Below are 18402 nucleotides of genomic sequence, written 5' to 3' on the forward strand. Positions count from 1 at the left end.
TTTCAATTTTTCATTACTTTCCCGTTCAGTACATGTTTCCCGCCAAAAGCTTCGATGAGATATAAGCCGGCAGGAAAATCTGAAATAGAAATATGATGACTACCGGTAACTTGCATTTGCTGGTAAACATTTCGTCCGGTAAGGTCTTTCATTTGAATATCAAAATATTCATCAGCGGGAAGTTCAAGGGTAAAACCGGAGGTAGCCGGGTTGGGGAAGATGCTGATTTTTGATCTTTTTAAATCCCGTTCTTTGATGTCGGTGGTATTGCAACCATCGGCAAGGGCTGCATTAAAAAATTCAAGGTACTTGGCGTCCTGGGCAGTACTGTGCCAGAAACTTCCTCCATGACCCTGTCCGGCAATCAGTTCATAGGTATGCGTTACATTCTTTTCAGTTAGCGCAGCATCAAAAAGTAAACTTGAATAAGGGGCTACCAGGCAGTCGTGATCGCCGCATGAAACAAAAACTTGTGGATCGTCGGAATCAAGATAGTGCATAGGGTTTGCGCTTTCAACTCTTTCGGGGCAGGTTGGCAGAGCGCAACCCAATAAAATAGATTCTGGTGAATTGGCTGCATTATGATTGGCGCTGGTGCAACCTATACCTTCATGCCCATCCATTTGTAAAAAATCAGTAGGCCCGAAAAGGTCAACCACAGCCTGTACACGACTTGATACTCCTGCACTTCCCAGGTGAAGTCCTTCAACCGATGGGTCGTTGCCTGTTGTTCCGGTAATGGATACCAAATGGCCGCCTGCTGATTCACCAATCAAACCGATACGGCAAGTATCAATGTGATACAAATCAGCATGTGCTTTCAGAAATCTGACAGCCGTTTTACAATCAAAAAGCTGTGCAGGCCAGATGGAATCGCCGCTTAACCTGTAGTTTATGTCAGCGCAAATATATCCTGCGTTGTAAAACGTGCGAAAAGAGCCTTGTTCTGCAATGCCTTTGCTTCCTCCCATAAATGCTCCTCCATGAATATGAATGATAAGAGGTGTAGGAGAATTTACACCTGAAGGGATGTAAAGATCAAGCATTTGTTTGGTATTGCCGTTTCCCACATAATCCAGATCAGAATAGGTGGGGGTTAGGGTCTGATTAAATGCCAGAAGCGAACAACTGATAAAAGCCAGGAGTAGAAGAGATTTTTTCATTGCACTTGTTTTTGAGGTTGATGGGCATCTGCAAATGCAGATGTATTTGTTTATCAGGTGCAAAGATGGAACAGAAACGAAAGGATAGATTTATTTAATTGCTGAGGCAGAAAAAATGGCGAATGAAGACGAAAAATGGCCTTGCGAACCAACATGGTTTTGCCTGAATAAATGATTTTATTTGCTGATGACAATTTTGATGGTTGAATGTTATCTGAAATGAATTAAAGTTAAAAGCCTCTCTGCACAAGGCGGAGAGGCTTTCGGTGGTTGGTGTGTGTGTATGCGTAATCTAATTTAAAAGAAATTTAGCTTGAATAATTTCTTTGCCTTTCGCAATCGCTTTTTCGTTTTCAGGAATCATACCATGATGACGTTTAGGCAGCGATTTTTCGAGTCCTTTGCGGATATATTCAGGCTGAACAATTGGTTTTAATTTCAGGTAACCTCCAAGTACTACCATATTGAACACCTTGGCGAGACCAACTTTTGAGGCTTCGTCAGCTGCTTCAATGGTGTAAATGTTGATGTCTTTACGGTCAGGATGGCGGGTTATTCCATTGGGATCGTAAATGAGTAAACCACCGGGTTTAACCATTTTCTCAAACTTATCCATCGATTGCTGGTTCAGAATAATAGCGGTATCGAAAGCATTAACGATGGGTGAACTAATACGCTCATCGCTGATAATTACAGTAACGTTGGCTGTTCCACCGCGCATTTCCGGGCCATAGGAAGGCATCCAACTGACTTCCTTATTCTCCATTACGCCTGAATAAGCCAGGATTTTACCCATTGAAAGGACACCCTGTCCGCCAAATCCTGCTATAATGATTTCTTCTGTCATGACTAAAAAAATTTGTCTGTTTTACAATGCTGAAATGCAAGTTGCCGGTTTCAGGTTAATCTTCGTTTACTTTAATATCGCCAAGCGGGTAAAATGGGAACATATTTTCAACCATCCATTCATTCGCTTTCACCGGGGTCATTTTCCAGCCTGAGTTGCAATTGGAAACGATTTCAACAAAAGAGAGTCCTTTGTTAAGTTTTTGATTTTCAAAAGCTTTTCGAATGGCTTTTTTGGTCTTGCGTACGTTTCCGGGGGTATGAACAGCCTGACGGGTCACATAAATAGTTCCGGGAAGCTGGGCAATAAGTTCAGTAATTTTTAGCGGGTTTCCCATTGAATGAACATCGCGTCCGTAAGGCGAAGTTGATGATTTCATCCCGGGTAAGGTTGTAGGAGCCATCTGGCCACCTGTCATTCCATAAATACCGTTGTTGATAAAAATAATCACGATATTTTCGCCACGGTTGCAGGCATGAATGGTTTCAGCTGTTCCGATGGCAGCAAGATCACCGTCGCCCTGATAGGTAAAAACAAACTTTTCGGGATGTAATCTTTTAACAGCGGTAGCTACTGCCGGAGCACGTCCGTGAGCAGCCTGCTGCATATCGATGTTCATAAAATCGTAAGCAAGTACTGAGCAGCCAACCGGAGCTATACCGATGGTTTTATCCTGGATGCCCATTTCTTCGAGCACTTCCATCACAATGCGGTGAGCAGTACCATGACCACAACCCGGACAATAACTTAATGTATTGTCGGTCATCAGGTCGGTTTTTTTGTAAATCAGGTTTTCCGGTTGCCGGATTTCTTCTTTGGTTATATTGGCCATGACGATTATCCTCCGATTATTTTTTTATGCATTGCTTCAACAACTTCGGTTGGTGAAGGAATAATTCCTCCCATGCGGCCGAAATGTTCAACTTTAACTTTGCAACCAACTGCAAGTCTGACATCTTCAATCATTTGTCCTGCGCTCATTTCAACTGTAAGAATTCCTTTCACCTGACCGGCAAGTTTTGAAATAATTTCGGTGGGGAAAGGGAACAGGGTGATGGGGCGGAGCAAACCAACCTTAATGCCTTCAGCCCTTAAAATATCGATGGCTTTTTGGCTTAGGCGGGCACTGGTTCCATAGGCAACAATCAAATAATCAGCATCATCACATTGGATAGCTTCGTAGCGGGTTTCATTCTTCTCTATCTCCTTGTATTTAGCCTGAAGTGCGATATTGTGCAATTCCTGGCGGCCTGAGTCAAGGTCAAGTGAGGTAATGATATTACGCTCGCGGGTTTTGGGTTTACCAGTGGTTGCCCATGGGGTATTCTGAATGATTTCTTCTTCGGTAAAACGCGGGCGTTGTTCTTCCAGTTCAACTTTTTCCATCATCTGGCCAATAGCTCCGTCAGACAGAACCAAAACAGGGTTACGGTATTTGAAGGCAAGGTCGAAGCCAAGTCCGGCAAAATCTGCCATTTCCTGAACGGATGAAGGAGCAAGAACAATCATGCGGTAATCGCCATGTCCGCCACCTTTGGTCGATTGGAAATAATCAGACTGTGAAGGCTGAATTGTTCCCAGACCTGGTCCTCCGCGAACAACATTGAGGATAACACAGGGTAATTCTGCTCCGGCGATATAAGAGATTCCTTCTTGTTTTAAGCTAATTCCGGGGCTTGATGAAGAAGTCAGAACACGTTTACCGCAAGCTGCTCCACCATATACCATATTGATGGCTGCAACTTCACTTTCTGCCTGCAATACAACCATTCCGGTGCGTTCTTCAGGCTTTTCAGCCATCAGGTATTCCATTACTTCCGACTGTGGTGTAATCGGATATCCAAAGTATCCATCGGCTCCTGCGCGAATGGCTGCTTCGGCAAAGGCTTCATTGCCTTTCATTAATCTGAGTTCTTTCATAAACTTTCAGTAATTAAAATTCGTTATTCCACTTTTTTCCTGTAAACAGTGATAACACCATCAGGACAAACGATAGCACAATTGGCACAGCCAATGCATTCTTCGTTTATGGTTTCGGCATAGTTATATCCTTTGCCGTTCACATTTTTAGCCAATGCAATCACATCGTTCGGACATGCAGGGATACAAACCCCACAGCCCTTGCATTTTTCGATGTCAATTACAATGTCACCTACGACTTTTGCCATGTTATTAAGAGTTTAATGTTGTATTAGTTTGATGCCACGAAATTAGAATAATTTTATCATTCGATTGCCTGCAAACGTTTGCAAAATCATTTAATTTCTTTATTTATACTGATTTTAAACTGATCGGCAGTAATTGGTTCACGTATTGTATAATTATCTGACGATGAATTATTTTTATTGCTGATGATGTTTTTTGAACCTTATCAAGCGTTCTTCCAAATCGGGGAATTGCGATGGTTGTACCAATGATACGCAGGCTCTCAGCCCTTCAAGTCTTTCGCTTCCGGTGATGGCCAGCGATATTGCACTTATACCGTAGTAGAGCAGCTCTTCTATCAATTCTTCACCGGTGAACCCGGGATAGGATATGGTAAAATAAAATCCATCGGCAACCGGTTCGTTTACATCGGTATCGTATACGATATGAAATCCGTTGTCAATAAAGAGACGTTTCATTATTTTGGCTTTTTCGCCATATACTTTTACCTCTTCCACAAAATTAAAACGTCCTTCGTTGGCTGCTTTAAGCATGGCTGCAAGTGCATATTGGGCCGAATGTGCCGTGCCTGAGCTTAAGGCATATACTGTTCCGAAAATCATGGCTCTCCCAAATATGTCACTATTGTAATAACGCAGCAGGCCCGGTGCTTTTTTATTGAAAAGCTCGTTTGAAATAACCATCATGCCTATACGCTGTCCGGCATAACTGAATGCTTTTGAACTGGAAATAAACAGTATATAATTGCCTGTGTATTTGGCCACCGAGGGCTGATAGGGTGCTTCGCCGGGTTTAGAATAATCTTTGCGGAAATCCATGCCAAAATAGGCCAGATCTTCGCAGATTACCACGTTATATTTATTGGCAAGTTCTCCTATTGTTTTCAGCTCATCGTCGGTAAAACAAATCCACGAGGGATTGTTGGGATTGGAGTAAAGTACAGAATGTATATGTCCTTTGCTGAAGTAAGATTCGAGCTTTTCGCGGAGTTTTTCTCCCCTGAAATCATATACATCAAAGCTTTCAAACTTTTGCCCAAGCACTTTGTGTTGCTGCTTATGTACCGGAAATCCCGGGTCGATAAACAGGGTGGTGTCGCGCTGTGGATCCATTCTCGACAGGGTGAGAAAAGCAGCAAAACTTCCCTGCATTGAACCTACTGTAGGAATACAGGCTTCGGGCATGACATCAATATCAATGAAGTTTTTAACAAACCTTGAAATTTCTTTTTTAAGGTCTGGTGTTCCGTCAATGTCGGGATAGATGGCTGCCACCCCATTGCGTAAGGCTTCAATTTCGGCCTCGGTGCCTATGGAGGAGGGTTTCATACCCGGAATTCCCATCTCCATCCTGATATATTTTTTACCGGTTGATTGCTCTATTTTGTCAATTAACCGCTTAATCTCGCGGATACTGGCCTTCCCAACGTTGGTAAGGTTCATTTCCTTAATGCGCTCCGATACTACTGCGTAATCAATAGGAGTTTCCTTCCTGAATTCTTCTTTCATTGTATTATGCTGGTTGGTTTTTTCGGTGTTTCACTTAAATCTGAAGACTTCAACATACTGCATAAAAAATGCAGATTTCAATAGCTTGCTGCAAATGAATGACTTATGGCCCTTCTTCTGACTTAGTGTAAAAAATATTCCTTAGTTCGTTATGGCTGGCAAGATATAGAAATGGCTTCACATGGCAATTCAATCAATGAAAAAATATTCCACAGATGAAAAAATAATCGGGAATCGGCAATGTAGCTATCTGGTTTTCATGGAAGCCAGGGCAAGGATTGTTCCAAGGGCTATTCCAAGTAAGGCTGCAAACAATACCTGATAATCAGGCGGTAAAAGAAAGGTTATGGTGTGTGCCGGATACCAGAAGAACGGAATTGTTTTTTTGAACACGAAGTTCCATTGAACATCCCAGTTGAGGTTGACAAAAATTGTTCTGAAATCGATTGGACTGAACAGCCCTTTGATTGTGCCGCCGGTTTTTAATATATGGGTGTCGGTAATTTTATGAAAAGTCATCATCACAGGAGCATAAATAGTGTTCATAAAAACGCTGATGCAGAAGGCGATAAACAGCTTTTCGGGGCTGAAACCTGCTTTAAAGATTGCTGAAGCATTGGTCATGCCCATGTATGTCAGAAATTCAAGCGTTCCTGAAGTAAAGATAACAAAAGCCAGTTTGATGGTGAGCCCGAGCACTCCCCATACAATGGCACGGGGAAGAATGCCAAATCCGGGGGTATTGTAGTGTCCGGTTTTTATTCTCAGCCCTATAACTTCGCCCAGCGTAGCCAAAAGCGCAAATTTGATAAAACTCATGACCATTCCATGTTCGCGGTTAAACGAGTTGTAATACTCAAAAACCTCAGGCGATAAAAAGAATGGAAGAAAAAACAGGATTATAAAGATGGTAAACAGTAAATCGTTGCGCTTCATGTATTGAACAGTATGTTATCAGGTGGCAAAGATAGAATCCTTTGTCATCTTTGCAAAAACATATCTTTGGGTTCTTCAAAATCCACAATTTCACTTAACCGGCACTGTCGGGCGGGTTTCTTTTATACAAAATACAGGCTGATTTGCACTGGGGCACTATTTCTTAAACGGAAGTATCAGATAGGTGTAAACTTTACATCCAAGGCAATAGCCCAGCACACTTTCAAGAAGAGCGCAAAAAATAAGAATATAGCCTGTTATCTCAGCGGCAAGTGCATAACCGGCAAACAGGAAAAAAGCAATCAATAAACCGAACACCATGCCCAGGCCGGCAGAAAAACGCTTTGGCGCGGCGTCAATCATGCGTGGGCTAAGCCTGAGTGTCCCGGCTATGATGTTGGTAAATATCTTTAACGGGCTTGCATTCCCCTTGCTGAATGCCCTGAGGGCAAAATCAATGGTCATGGCAGCGGCTATAACCCAGGCGCCTGTTAATAAGGTAAAAGCACTTAAAATTACAATCTCAAAGGCAATAAGCCTCACAATGTTTTCATTCACCCTTTCATCGGAAACCGGGCAACTTAGTGGTTCGTTCATAAACTTAAAATTCGATGGTAAAAATAAACAATTATTGCCAACTGTATGTTCAGACTGGCACAATCAACAACCACAAATATGTCATCAGCCTCCAATATTGACGAAGTGATTGATATACTGCAAGGTATTGTATTGTCTGAAACTCAGCATAACAGCCCCTTGGCTTTTTTTCCTGCATTGTATCAGCTAGTTACGGTAAAAGTAAAGCAGGGTATTGACCGTTGTGAGTTTGACGATAACACGCGCATGGAACAGTTGGATGTACGTTTTGCCAACCGTTATTTTGATGCATATTTTGCATATAAATCAGGCCATCCGTTGAGTGGTTCGTGGCGTATTGTATTTGAATCATCTGAAAAACCATTGCTTGTTTTGCAGCATTTGTTGTCAGGCATGAATGCACATATCAATCTTGATCTCGGGATTGCTGCAGCTGAAACCATGAAAGGCAAACCAATAGAAGATATCCAGGATGATTTCAATGCTATCAATCAAATTCTTTCAGATTTAACGATGGGTGTTCAAGCTGCCATAGGAAAGGTTTCGCCATTGATTGGGCTTTTGGATCAATGGGCCGGAAAATCAGATACCATGCTGGTTGGTTTCAGTATCAACCAGGCCCGCGATGGAGCATGGAAAAATGCTGTAACCATTCATAAATCGGATAATCAGGCCGATGTAATTTTACAAAGGGACAGAAAGATATCTGCTCTTGGACTGTCATTGATTTATCCTGCAAGCAGATGGGTACGAACACTGCTCAGATTGATCGGGTTTTTCGAGAAAAAAGAGGTTAGAGCTATTGTTCAGGTAATGACGGGTTAAGTGCTGAACGACAGGTATATTTAGGTTTTTATTCCTCTTCTTTGAAGTAAAGTTTATAGAAGTTCATTCTACGCTCTTCGTCGTACCCTTTTTCAATATTATCACGGTTACCGTGAACGTACACATGGAAATTGCCATCTAATTTCAATACACTTTTGTACACTTTTGATTGCTTTTTCACAGCCTGATTTGAGATGTCAAAATCATCGTTGATTTTCACTTCTCTTTCAATTTCAAAATCGCGCCGGTATTCGTTAAACGTTTCAATTACCTCGGGCTCTGTAAATACCTCGCTCATAAATTCTTCCATCACAAATGCATCCTTTTCCTTAAAGAATTTCATGGATTTATTGAGCAATTCAGCCTGGGCCGGACGGTCAATTTCAAACACTTCGGGTAATTTGTTGGTTACAAATTCTTTGCATAAGGTGAGCGTTTGGCTGGTCTGAAAATATTCATCGTTGCGGGGCCGCAATTTCAAAAAGCTGTCCATCCAGTAAAGTGCTTCGTTGCTTTTGCTCAAATTGTCAACCGTGGCCACTACAAAACCATGCTCACGCTCAGTATTGAAAATTAAACACCCTTTATCCAGCTTGTTGATGTTAATTCCATCTTCATGTTCGATGCTGAAATTGTCATTGGTGGGATAAACCTTTAAAAATGTTTCGTGTGATTCTGATTTGAAAAGCCCGATAGCATCTACCTCTTCGCCGTCGACTATCAGGTTTTTGAGGTAAGCTGCATAAAATTCACCGGCTTTTACCTTGGGATGTACCGAGTTTTCATACAAATGATTGGCCAGGTTCACCGAGTTAAGGTAAAAACTTCCCGGATCGTCAAAAATGGAGCAGGCAAAATGGTAGACTTCATTCAGATTTAAATCAGCTTCATGATGAAGGTTAAAATATTCATTTTTCCCAAAGGGAGAAAGAAAATACCTGATTAACAAATCTTTAATTGCTTCGCTAAGCTGCACAGGAGATTTGGAAAACTTAATGCCTTCTTCGCGGCTTTTATTTCCTGTTTTATGAATTACAAGGCGTTCCAGCCGGGCTTCTTCGCTTACTATCATTTTTAAATATTTGAATATAAGTGCGTTACAAATTCACAGTTGTGTTTTATTTATTATGCAATGATAAGTCATTTCATCAGAAAAGAGAGAAGGAATTGCAGAAATGAACCCGATATACACTATGTATAAGTGAGAGAATGACTTGCCGGCAATTTTTCTTTTTCATTTCAATCCTTATTGTATTTTAGCACATTCAACGCTAAATACTTCTTATTATGAAAGCAATGACAGAAGATCAACAAAAAATTTTTGACTCGGAAACGCTGGGATTAGAGGCTGTATCTTTAAATCCGGCTGCTGATTTTATTGAATCCATGGGATTTAAATTTGCCAGGTACATTCAACTGGCCAATTACAGAGGTGACGATGCCGAACTTGAAGTTTATGAAGATGGCCAGGGTAAAAAAATTGTAAAACTTTGCGTAATACAAAGAACGTATTCGGAAGGCGATCTGTTTCATCATTCCTGCTTTGCACCTCCTGATTTGTTGCCCCGCCTGGCTTCAGATAATGCAGCATTATAAGCGTCGGGACTTTCATAAATGCATCATTGTTTAAAAATTTATTACTCATTAAATACCTGAAGTATGAATAACTTGCTGAAACTCATTCTGATTTCATTGTTTTTTGCTTTTTCAACCCCATCACAAGCCTGTACAAACTACCTGGTTACCAAAGGAGCCTCGGCCGATGGTTCAACCATGGTGAGCTATGCTGCTGATTCTCATATTCGTTATGGAGAGTTATACTGGCGTCCGGCAGCCGACTGGCCTGCTGGTACCATGGTGACCCTTTACGATCGGGGAACCGCTGAACCTCTGGGGCAAATTCCGCAGGTTGCCCATACTTACCAGGTTATTGGTTTTATGAATGAACATCAGGTGGCTATAGGCGAAACAACGTTTGATGGACGCAGTGAACTTTACGATTCAACGGGCGTGGTGGATTATGGAAGTTTGATGTTTTTGGCCCTGCAGCGTTCAAAAACAGCCCGTGAAGCTATCCGGGTAATGGGTGAATTGGTCGAGAAATTTGGTTATGCCAGTACCGGCGAATCCTTTTCTATCGGCGACCCCAATGAAGTGTGGATTATGGAGCTCATTGGAAAAGGTACACGCATGACGCTCGATAAAAAATCGGGAAAATCACACAATGCCGATAAAGGTGCCGTGTGGGTGGCTATCAGAATTCCTGATGGTTATATTTCGGCCCATGCCAATCATGCCCGTATCACTACTTTCCCGGCTGATAATGGTAAAACCTCTATCAGCAGCAAAAATTTTAAACTCATCAACAATCCTGAAGTGGAAGTGATTTATGCTCATGATGTGATCTCTTTTGCCAGGGCCAAAGGGTATTTTAAAGGTTCTGATGCTGAATTCAGTTTCAGCGATGTGTATGCTCCGCTTGATTTTGGTGCTGCCCGTTTTTGCGAACTGAGGGTTTGGGCCATGTTTAATCATGTGAACAGCCAGATGCAGCAATACTTTGATTATGCTGCCGGAGCCATTGATAAGGAAAGAATGCCCTTGTATATTAAACCCGACAGGAAGTTAACAGCAAGAGATTTGATGCAATTTAAACGCGATTATCTGCAGGGAACTGATTTGGATATGTCGAAAGATGCCGGTGCCGGCCCATTTGGCTCTCCTTACCGCTGGCGCCCGCTTACCTGGGAATATGAAGGGCAGGAGTATTTTAACGAAAGGGTAACAGCCACACAGCAAACCGGTTTTTCATTCATTGCCCAAATGCGCAGCTGGATGCCTGATCCTGTGGGCGGTATTTTTTGGTTTGGGGTAGATGATGCCACTTCAACCGTGTATATGCCTTTCTATTGCGGAATTACCGAAGTGCCTTATTGTGTTGCAGAAGGCAATGGCGATATGCTTACTTACGCTGAAAATGCAGCCTTTTGGGTGTTTAACCGTGTGGCTCAGTTCAAGTATCTGTTCTATAACAGAGTGATGCCTGATTTGGTTAAGGTGCAGGATGAGCTCGAAACCAGGTTTGCCTCTGAAATTCACGACATTGACAATAAGGCTGCAGAGCTTTGGAAAACCGACCAGAAGGCAGCGCTGGAAACCATCACCCGGTATTCGGCCAACACTGCCCAGCAAACAGTTGACAGATGGAGAAAACTTGGCGAGTTCTTATTGGTGAAATATATGGACGGCAATGTTAAAAAAGAGAAAGACGGCGTATTCCTGAGAAATGAGTGGGGATACCCGCAGTCACCATCATTCCCCGGTTATAACGATGAATGGAAAAAAGAAGTGATCAACAATACCGGAGATAAACTTAAAAACCGGTAAGTTGCCCAATCCTAAAACAAAAAAAGGCTGACCATTCACTGTCAGCCTTTTTTTGTTTGTCAGTAATAAAAAGATAAACTACTTTCTTGAATGAATGGCAATTCTGTTGCCTTCCGAATCGAGAAACAACCCCATGTAACCAATATCTTCTGATATCAGTTTCTTTGACTCCAGCACTTTACCACCGGCAGCTTCAACCTTTGCCAACTCAACAGCCAGGTTGCCTGAGCGAGGTGTAAAATAAATCAAAGTACCGTCAGTTGAAGGCTTGTAGAACTCAGGATGATAAACCAAACTGCCTGAGCTTCCCAGCCCTTTTTCATCAAAAGGAAACCAGGCCATGTCCAATCCGTCAAGCTTATTTCTCTGCAATTCTATAGAAAAAACAGTGGAATAAAACTTTATGGCCCGTTCCATATCAGTTACGGGTATTTCAAACCATCCTACCATGTTGTTCATATCCGGGAGTTTAAGTTAAATAATTGGTAAACAAATGACATGTAAACATGTTTTCGACGGATAAAAAAAACGAACAGAAAGCAATTTACTTTTCAATTCTTATTCTGGCGTCAACGGCCACAACACCTTTGGCATTTCCAAGCAAAGGATTGATGTCCATTTCTGCAATTTCGGGCGCAGCTTCACATAAAGCTGATAAACGTACAATGGCATCGGCAAATGCAGCTTCATGAACGCCTTCCTGGCCGCGCACACCCTGTATAATTTTATACGATTTAAGGTTGCGGATCATGTCGGCAGCTTCATCATGCGAAACAGGTGATAATGAAGTTTGTACATCTTTCAGCACTTCAATAAAGATACCACCCAGTCCGCAAAGAATCATATGGCCAAACTTTGGTTCAAGTTTTGCTCCGGCAAATATTTGCGTACCGCTTAACATGGGTTGCAGCAGAATGGCAGTTGTGTCTTTTATCTGCATCATCCGCTCAAATTCGGCTATCACGGTTTTATCGTCATTCACATTGAGGACCACACCGCCAACATCGGATTTATGCACCGGGCCCACCACTTTCATTACAATGGGATATCCCAGCTTATGAGCTGATTCCAGGGCTTCTGCAGATGTGGTTACCACGGCTTCACCAGCGCGTGGAATACCGGCTGCATCGAGCAGTTGCTGTACTTTATCAGGCGAAATATACCCGTTTTCTGAGGTTGAAATAATCTGCCTGATAGCTGCTAAGTCAACTTCGGGATGAGCAGCAGCAGCGGCAGGAGCTTTTGTATGGTATATTTTGGCAAGAGCCTGTCCGAAAACGACTTCATCGGGGAAGTTGATACGGCCCATCGAAAGGAAGTAGTCAATTTCATTTTTAACATTGATGACAGAAGGTAAAATCGGGAAAATGGGTTTTCTGCAGGTTTTCATTTTCTCGTCAAGAAGTTTATAAACATCATAAACTTCAAACAAACCGGGGCTTCCGAAAATGACGGCCATGGCATCAATATGGTCGAATTGAGTATCGCAGTAATCAATAATATCGCCCAAATTGGCTGCAGAGCCTGTTGCCAGAAAGTCGATCGGGTTGGCCACCGATGAGCCGGGGAGGAGTTTGGCCAGCAATTCAGGACTTTCTATATGGGGAACATCAAGTCCATTATTTGAAAGGGCATCTGTCAGCATTACCGCTGGACCTCCGGCGTGTGTGATAATAGCTATATTCTTTCCTGTAAGCTTTTTGTGCATAAAAATGGCGGCTACCGTGGCCAGCTCTTCACGGCCATAGCACCTGACAATTCCGGCTTTGCGGAAAAGCGCATCAACGGCTGAATCGCTGCTGGCAAGCGCGCCTGTGTGCGAGGATGCTGCACGGCTTCCGGCCGACGAGCTGCCTGATTTGATTGCCGCAATCCGACACCCTTTTTTGATGAGCGATGAGGCGTGTTTTAATAGTAAATCAGGCTTGTTTACGCTTTCAATATAAAGCAATTTAACCTTTGAACTGTTTGCCGGATCAAAATGCTCATCCATATACTGAAGCACCTCTTCCACACCCATTTGTGCGCTGTTGCCAACCGAGTAAACACTCGAAAACGACAACCCGTTGGGTATACCTGATTCCATAATAAAAACGGCCGTGGCACCTGAACCAGAAATAAAATCAACCCCGTTGGGATCGAGACGGGGAATGGGAGTTGTAAAGACTGAGGTATGGTGCGGGTTCATTACTCCAATGCAGTTGGGGCCAATCAGGCATCCATTTACACTGTTGATGGTATCTACAATTTTTTGCTCAAGTATAGCCCCGGCTTCACTTTCTTCGTGAAATCCTGCTGAAAGGATGATAAAGGCACGGGTATTTTTTTGATGCGCCAGCAATTCAACTGTTTCAGGACAGTATTTGGCAGCTATGGCCAAGATAGCCAAATCACATTCAGGCAAATCGTTGGGATTCTGATAGCATTTAATTCCCTGTATTTCTGTTTCCTTAGGATTGGTCACATACAAACTGCCCTCAAAATGATGGTCAATCAGGTTTTTCAGTACTTTCCCTCCCGGCTTTGTGGTATCGTTTGAGCCTCCGATAACGACGGTGCTTTTCGGTTGAATGAGTTGTTGGTTAATCATTGTTATATGTTTTTTTATGTTGATGTTTACTTCTGATGTCAATACAAATTCAGGCTGCGAAGGTATGAAAAGCATAAGTTACACAAAATTCTATTCTTAAAATCTGTGGCAGTTACATTCGGGTTTAGGGTCCTTTCTTTTTTTGTACTTTTTTTCTGTTTTTACAGAATGTTTTCTGTTTTTAGGACATTCTTTGCTTTTCGAACAACTGAATTGTTACAAAAGGGGGAGAGGCTTATCAATTCTGTAACAGGTCAGATAAATAAGAGAAGGCAGCTGATAAATACTTTAAATATGATGAAATAATAGTATGAAAGAAGGCTTAGGTGTTTCAAAAGCTATTATGGTTAAAGCGAAAGTTTGACATATTATACAGGCAAGAGTATGTTTAGGCAAGTTAGATATTGAAAAAGCCTCCTGCCGACGAAATCACTTGCTATTAAAAGTGAAAAAGTATTACATGTGGATAATGTAGGAAGTAAAGGCAGAAATTAAACCATAAAAATAGGTTCGCGGTTATGAACCAGCGATTACAGTATCGTTCACGTTCACAATCATGATTACGATTACAAAACAACGATTTATCTGATAGAATTAAAAACAAATTCTGCATATCTTTGGTGTTAGTGTAAGCATGAGACTCTGGCAGAAACGGAAGGTAATTCACTACTATAAACGCCAAAAACCATGCACATTTTTTATGGGAAAATTGAGGATGGAAAGATGATACCGGCAGAAATCAGGTAAATTGTTGAAACTGTAAGTTAACTGCACGAAGAGGATGGAACAGCAGGATTATTTAAAGAGACAAATAGACCAAATTGGTCGCATTTTGGGCCAGATTCTCACTGACCTCGCTGGGTTTAAAAATAAAGGTCAAATCAACGATGGGATTGAATTAACAAATCAAACCCTGAAAAACGAATTAGATATTAACATAACCGAATTAGCGGAGATTCGAAAAGAAGATTTTATAACCACACTCAAGTCCAAAAAGAATTTAACCAACGAAAACATAGGTATGTTTGCCGAAATCCTGTTACTTGTTGCAGAAAGCAGTCACGATGTAAACAGGTCCCTTTATGAAAAATGTCTGATTATTTATGAATACCTCGAAAAAGAAGAAAATGTTTACTCACTTGACAGACAATGGAAAATTAAACGGATAAAAAACGTGTTAGCATAAACAAGATGCTGTTAGTGGTATCCGCCTTCCGGCAATGTTTTGAGGGGCGTGACGGGCAGGTTTTGGCAAATGATAAGGGCAGGGGTAAAGGAGTGTCTCAAAAGCACTTTGTGCATTTGCGGTATGTTTTATGTGGCACCGGCTGTCAGCTGATAATTTTTGTATTTTTATTTGTAAAAATTACGGATCAGGTTGCCAGGCTTTGCTCAGCTTGTTAATCTTAAAAATTGATAGCGATGAGAAAAATACTCCTTATACTTTTGATTCTTTTGTCGTTTATTTCAGTTTTATTTATTGGTGAAATTTATACTTTTGATAAGTATATTAGCCATCCAAACAAAGGTAGTATGAATATACCAATTAATAAAAACGCCCCTGTAAAGTCAATGAATCAAATAGAAATTGATGCTCCAATTGACACTGTATGGAAGATACTTACCAACATCCGTAGCTGGGCAGATTGGCAAAAGGCTGTTTCAGAAACAGAAGTTCACGGAGAGATAAAGGAAGGTTCCCAATTTAATTGGAAAGCTGGCGGACTTTCTTTTAAATCTAAGATACATACCGTAAAATCAAAGTCGATGTTTGGTTGGACTGGAACTACTTTTGGTGCGAGTGCTATTCATAATTGGACATTTGTAGAGATTAATGGCAAAACAATGGTAAAAGTAGAGGAAAGCCTTCAAGGTGTGTTCCCAAGATTATTCCGTAGCTATTTCCAGCGAAATCTGGATTCAGGGGTTATTACAAATTTAGAAGAGCTAAAAGCGGCTTCAGAAATTAAAAAATAATCTGAAATCATATGAGTATTTTGCCCCGGCACCCTTTGAATTGTTACGTCTGCAGTATTTCCCCATTTCCGGCAATGTATTGAGGGCCGAGTTGGACAGGTTTGGGCAAATGATAGGGGCAGGGGTGAAGGAGCATCTCAAAAGCACTTTGTGCATTTGCGGTATGTTTTATTTGGCACCGGCTGTCAGCTGATAATTTTTGTGTCAACAAATATAAATGACTGGGTAAGCTGCCGCATGTTGCTTTATCAATGGATTATCTGACAATATAAAGGCCTCATGAACATGAATACATTTACATGAATTCGCAGAGGTTTTAAGGTTGGAGCTCCGATACTCCGGTTTGCGAATATTTCACACTGAAAACAACATGTGGTCAGAGCAATGCCTCAAAAAATTAACAAACAAGGATAGTAAACAAATGAAATATATAATTCTAACATTACTTTTTCTGGCAAAAATTACGTTGATATCTGGCCAGCAATATAAACCATCAGACAGCATTTATATTATACAGGACAGTGTAAGCATACCGACCGAAGGCGGTATTGACTTTTCGGCTATTATAGTCCGAAAAAAAGAGAGCATAACACCCTTGCCTGCCATTCTTTTTTATACAACTTACGATCAAGGGAAGACTGACGACTATTTTGCTAAAATTTCAGCTGATAAAGGTTTTGTTGGAGTTGTTGCTTATGCGCGTGGCATCCGCACAAATATAAACGAATATGCTCCTTATGAACATGAGGGAACCGATGTCTTTAAAATTATTGACTGGATAAGCAAACAAGCATGGTGCAATGGAAAAGTAGGAATGTTTGGGGGTAGTTATACTGGATTTGCACAATGGGCAACTGTAAAAAATATTCATCCGGCTTTAAAAACGATTGTTCCGCAAGTAGCTGTGATGCCAGGTTTTGATTCCCCTATGGAAAACAACGTCCCTTATGGGAATATACTAGGCTGGGCAAACGATAATATATATAAAAACAAACCTTACGACAGAAGTCTGGTTTTTGAATGGTATAATAATGGCAGTTCCTTTCGGAGTTTAGATAGTTTAGGAGGTCAGCCCAACCCAATTTTTAAAAAGTGGCTTCAGCATCCTGCTTATGATGCATACTGGCAAACAATGGTACCCACACCCCTCGAATACTCAAAAATTGATATTCCGATATTATCAACGACAGGTTATTATGACGGGTCACAAATTGGGGCAATTCAATATTTAAAACTTCACTATAAATACAATAAAAATGCGAACCATTATTTTGTAATTGGTCCCTATGACCATTGGGGTGGACAAAGCAAACCACAAGGAAACTTAATGGGCTATGAAATTGACAGTGTTGCCAATATCAATATGAGAGACTTAGCTTTTCAGTGGCTTGATTTTATTTTGAAAGACAAAGCCCAGCCTGAAATATTAAAAGACAAAATCAATTTTCAGGTAATGGGAACAAATGAATGGAGGCATGCTCCATCATTAGACAAAATAAATAATGATACCTTGACCTTTTATTTAGACCGCACAAGGCTTGCAACCCAAAAACCAATAAAGAGTGGGTTTGAAGTTCAAACAGTTGACTTTATTGACCGGAATAGCCAAAATAATTATTACACTCCGCTAATTATTTTTGACACCCTTGATGCAAGTAATGGTTTGATTTTTAAAACACAACCTTTTGAAACTGATTTTTCAATGAATGGTTCGTTTTTAGGTAGCTTGAACGTAACCATCAACAAAAAAGATATGGACATTTCTTTGGTATTATACGAACTCATGCCCAACGGAAAATATTTTTTCCTTACCCGTTATATAGGCCGGGCCAGCTATGCAAAAGACAATTCTCACAGACAACTTCTAAGACCTAATAAAAAAGAGTTTATTACTTTTAATAATACTAGATTTGTTAGCAAAAAAATTGGAAAGGGAAGTCAGTTCGTAATTTTGCTCAACATCAATAAGCATCCATTTGAAATTATTAATTATGGTTCAGGAAAGCCCGTTTCAGAAGAGACTATTAAAGATGCAGATGAACCTTTACAAATAAAATGGCATAATGACAGTTATATAAAAATACCAGTTTATCAGGATTTTAACGCCAGACAATAATAAACAAGGCTCTGTTTAGTCATTGATACCCAACGATTACCTCAGGTTAAACTATTGCCCATTTCCGGCAATGTTTTGAGGGGCAGTATTGGTAGGGGTTATGACGATGTTAAGCAAATTATTTCTGAAGAACATTCAGAATCAGTATTTTTGAATTAGATATCCATGCAGGCATGGTGTGTTCAATATGAGGTAAAAAAAATGGGGTTTTGCAAATATTCAAACAATTTACTACACAACAGGTTAGTTACTATTTGGCTGGAATGCAGCGCACACCCTCAAACGATTTT

General features: G+C 41.0%; 17 protein-coding genes. 6 read left to right on the forward strand and 11 right to left on the reverse strand.

Translation table 11 applies throughout. The features are described from left to right. Window positions 1-2 precede the first annotated feature (2 nt). The 8 genes from H6541_06075 to H6541_06110 form a co-directional block, all read right to left on the reverse strand. Complete coding sequence (locus H6541_06075; GenBank protein MCB9015346.1) at window positions 3-1163, reverse strand: alpha/beta hydrolase fold domain-containing protein; 1161 nt, start codon at window positions 1161-1163, stop codon at window positions 3-5. A gap of 292 nt (window positions 1164-1455) precedes the next feature. Beyond that, window positions 1456-2010: a 2-oxoacid:acceptor oxidoreductase family protein gene (locus tag H6541_06080; GenBank protein ID MCB9015347.1), complete on the reverse strand. Its 555-nt coding sequence runs from the start codon at window positions 2008-2010 to the stop codon at window positions 1456-1458. A gap of 55 nt (window positions 2011-2065) precedes the next feature. Then, window positions 2066-2833: a 2-oxoglutarate oxidoreductase gene (locus H6541_06085; protein ID MCB9015348.1), complete on the reverse strand. Its 768-nt coding sequence runs from the start codon at window positions 2831-2833 to the stop codon at window positions 2066-2068. 14 nt (window positions 2834-2847) lie between these two features. Then, on the reverse strand, window positions 2848-3912 hold the full coding sequence (locus H6541_06090) for a 3-methyl-2-oxobutanoate dehydrogenase subunit VorB (GenBank protein ID MCB9015349.1): 1065 nt from the start codon (window positions 3910-3912) through the stop codon (window positions 2848-2850). 41 nt (window positions 3913-3953) lie between these two features. Then, the gene (locus H6541_06095) at window positions 3954-4178 is read right to left on the reverse strand and encodes a 4Fe-4S binding protein (GenBank protein ID MCB9015350.1); all 225 of its coding nucleotides are present in this window, start codon (window positions 4176-4178) and stop codon (window positions 3954-3956) included. Between the two features lie 174 nt (window positions 4179-4352). After that, complete coding sequence (locus tag H6541_06100) at window positions 4353-5684, reverse strand: pyridoxal phosphate-dependent aminotransferase (GenBank protein ID MCB9015351.1); 1332 nt, start codon at window positions 5682-5684, stop codon at window positions 4353-4355. A gap of 246 nt (window positions 5685-5930) precedes the next feature. After that, complete coding sequence (locus H6541_06105; GenBank protein MCB9015352.1) at window positions 5931-6620, reverse strand: hypothetical protein; 690 nt, start codon at window positions 6618-6620, stop codon at window positions 5931-5933. A 156-nt stretch (window positions 6621-6776) separates the two neighbouring features. Further along, window positions 6777-7217 carry a DUF4395 domain-containing protein gene (locus H6541_06110; protein MCB9015353.1) on the reverse strand — a complete coding sequence of 147 codons (441 nt, stop codon included), beginning with the start codon at window positions 7215-7217 and terminating at the stop codon, window positions 6777-6779. A 78-nt stretch (window positions 7218-7295) separates the two neighbouring features. Between H6541_06110 and H6541_06115 the strand changes: the two genes are divergently transcribed. After that, window positions 7296-8042, forward strand: coding sequence for a hypothetical protein (locus tag H6541_06115; protein MCB9015354.1), 747 nt, complete (start codon window positions 7296-7298; stop codon window positions 8040-8042). A gap of 28 nt (window positions 8043-8070) precedes the next feature. Here H6541_06115 and H6541_06120 read toward each other — a convergent pair whose 3' ends face one another. Further along, entirely contained in the window at window positions 8071-9114 is a 1044-nt protein-coding gene (locus tag H6541_06120) for a nucleoid-associated protein (protein MCB9015355.1), read from the reverse strand. Between the two features lie 215 nt (window positions 9115-9329). Between H6541_06120 and H6541_06125 the strand changes: the two genes are divergently transcribed. Together H6541_06125 and H6541_06130 are read left to right on the forward strand one after the other, a co-directional pair. Further along, on the forward strand, window positions 9330-9638 hold the full coding sequence (locus tag H6541_06125; protein MCB9015356.1) for a hypothetical protein: 309 nt from the start codon (window positions 9330-9332) through the stop codon (window positions 9636-9638). 63 nt (window positions 9639-9701) lie between these two features. Continuing rightward, window positions 9702-11429: a C69 family dipeptidase gene (locus tag H6541_06130; GenBank protein ID MCB9015357.1), complete on the forward strand. Its 1728-nt coding sequence runs from the start codon at window positions 9702-9704 to the stop codon at window positions 11427-11429. 78 nt (window positions 11430-11507) lie between these two features. On the opposite strand, the gene H6541_06135 is transcribed toward H6541_06130, so the two are convergent. Further along, complete coding sequence (locus H6541_06135; GenBank protein ID MCB9015358.1) at window positions 11508-11888, reverse strand: VOC family protein; 381 nt, start codon at window positions 11886-11888, stop codon at window positions 11508-11510. Window positions 11889-11973: 85 nt separating this feature from the next. After that, complete coding sequence (locus H6541_06140; GenBank protein ID MCB9015359.1) at window positions 11974-14019, reverse strand: acetate--CoA ligase family protein; 2046 nt, start codon at window positions 14017-14019, stop codon at window positions 11974-11976. Window positions 14020-14800: 781 nt separating this feature from the next. On the opposite strand from H6541_06140, the gene H6541_06145 reads away from it, so the two are divergent. The 3 genes from H6541_06145 to H6541_06155 all read left to right on the forward strand — a co-directional run bounded on the left by H6541_06145 (window position 14801) and on the right by H6541_06155 (window position 18112). Next, entirely contained in the window at window positions 14801-15205 is a 405-nt protein-coding gene (locus H6541_06145) for a hypothetical protein (protein ID MCB9015360.1), read from the forward strand. A gap of 236 nt (window positions 15206-15441) precedes the next feature. After that, complete coding sequence (locus H6541_06150; GenBank protein MCB9015361.1) at window positions 15442-15996, forward strand: SRPBCC family protein; 555 nt, start codon at window positions 15442-15444, stop codon at window positions 15994-15996. A 421-nt stretch (window positions 15997-16417) separates the two neighbouring features. Next, window positions 16418-18112, forward strand: coding sequence for a CocE/NonD family hydrolase (locus H6541_06155; protein MCB9015362.1), 1695 nt, complete (start codon window positions 16418-16420; stop codon window positions 18110-18112). The last annotated feature ends 290 nt before the right edge of the window (window positions 18113-18402 follow it).

The sequence above is a fragment of the Lentimicrobiaceae bacterium genome, from assembly GCA_020636745.1.
Lineage (GTDB): Bacteria > Bacteroidota > Bacteroidia > Bacteroidales > Lentimicrobiaceae > Lentimicrobium.

Coding starts and splice junctions, on each gene's coding strand:
- H6541_06140 (MCB9015359.1), bottom strand. CDS start 14,019: ATGATTAACCAACAACTCATTCAACCGAAAAGCACCGTCGTTATCGGA.
- H6541_06120 (MCB9015355.1), bottom strand. CDS start 9,114: ATGATAGTAAGCGAAGAAGCCCGGCTGGAACGCCTTGTAATTCATAAA.
- H6541_06125 (MCB9015356.1), top strand. CDS start 9,330: ATGAAAGCAATGACAGAAGATCAACAAAAAATTTTTGACTCGGAAACG.
- H6541_06090 (MCB9015349.1), bottom strand. CDS start 3,912: ATGAAAGGCAATGAAGCCTTTGCCGAAGCAGCCATTCGCGCAGGAGCC.
- H6541_06115 (MCB9015354.1), top strand. CDS start 7,296: ATGTCATCAGCCTCCAATATTGACGAAGTGATTGATATACTGCAAGGT.
- H6541_06110 (MCB9015353.1), bottom strand. CDS start 7,217: ATGAACGAACCACTAAGTTGCCCGGTTTCCGATGAAAGGGTGAATGAA.
- H6541_06100 (MCB9015351.1), bottom strand. CDS start 5,684: ATGAAAGAAGAATTCAGGAAGGAAACTCCTATTGATTACGCAGTAGTA.
- H6541_06145 (MCB9015360.1), top strand. CDS start 14,801: ATGGAACAGCAGGATTATTTAAAGAGACAAATAGACCAAATTGGTCGC.
- H6541_06105 (MCB9015352.1), bottom strand. CDS start 6,620: ATGAAGCGCAACGATTTACTGTTTACCATCTTTATAATCCTGTTTTTT.
- H6541_06095 (MCB9015350.1), bottom strand. CDS start 4,178: ATGGCAAAAGTCGTAGGTGACATTGTAATTGACATCGAAAAATGCAAG.
- H6541_06150 (MCB9015361.1), top strand. CDS start 15,442: ATGAGAAAAATACTCCTTATACTTTTGATTCTTTTGTCGTTTATTTCA.
- H6541_06075 (MCB9015346.1), bottom strand. CDS start 1,163: ATGAAAAAATCTCTTCTACTCCTGGCTTTTATCAGTTGTTCGCTTCTG.
- H6541_06155 (MCB9015362.1), top strand. CDS start 16,418: ATGAAATATATAATTCTAACATTACTTTTTCTGGCAAAAATTACGTTG.
- H6541_06080 (MCB9015347.1), bottom strand. CDS start 2,010: ATGACAGAAGAAATCATTATAGCAGGATTTGGCGGACAGGGTGTCCTT.
- H6541_06130 (MCB9015357.1), top strand. CDS start 9,702: ATGAATAACTTGCTGAAACTCATTCTGATTTCATTGTTTTTTGCTTTT.
- H6541_06135 (MCB9015358.1), bottom strand. CDS start 11,888: ATGAACAACATGGTAGGATGGTTTGAAATACCCGTAACTGATATGGAA.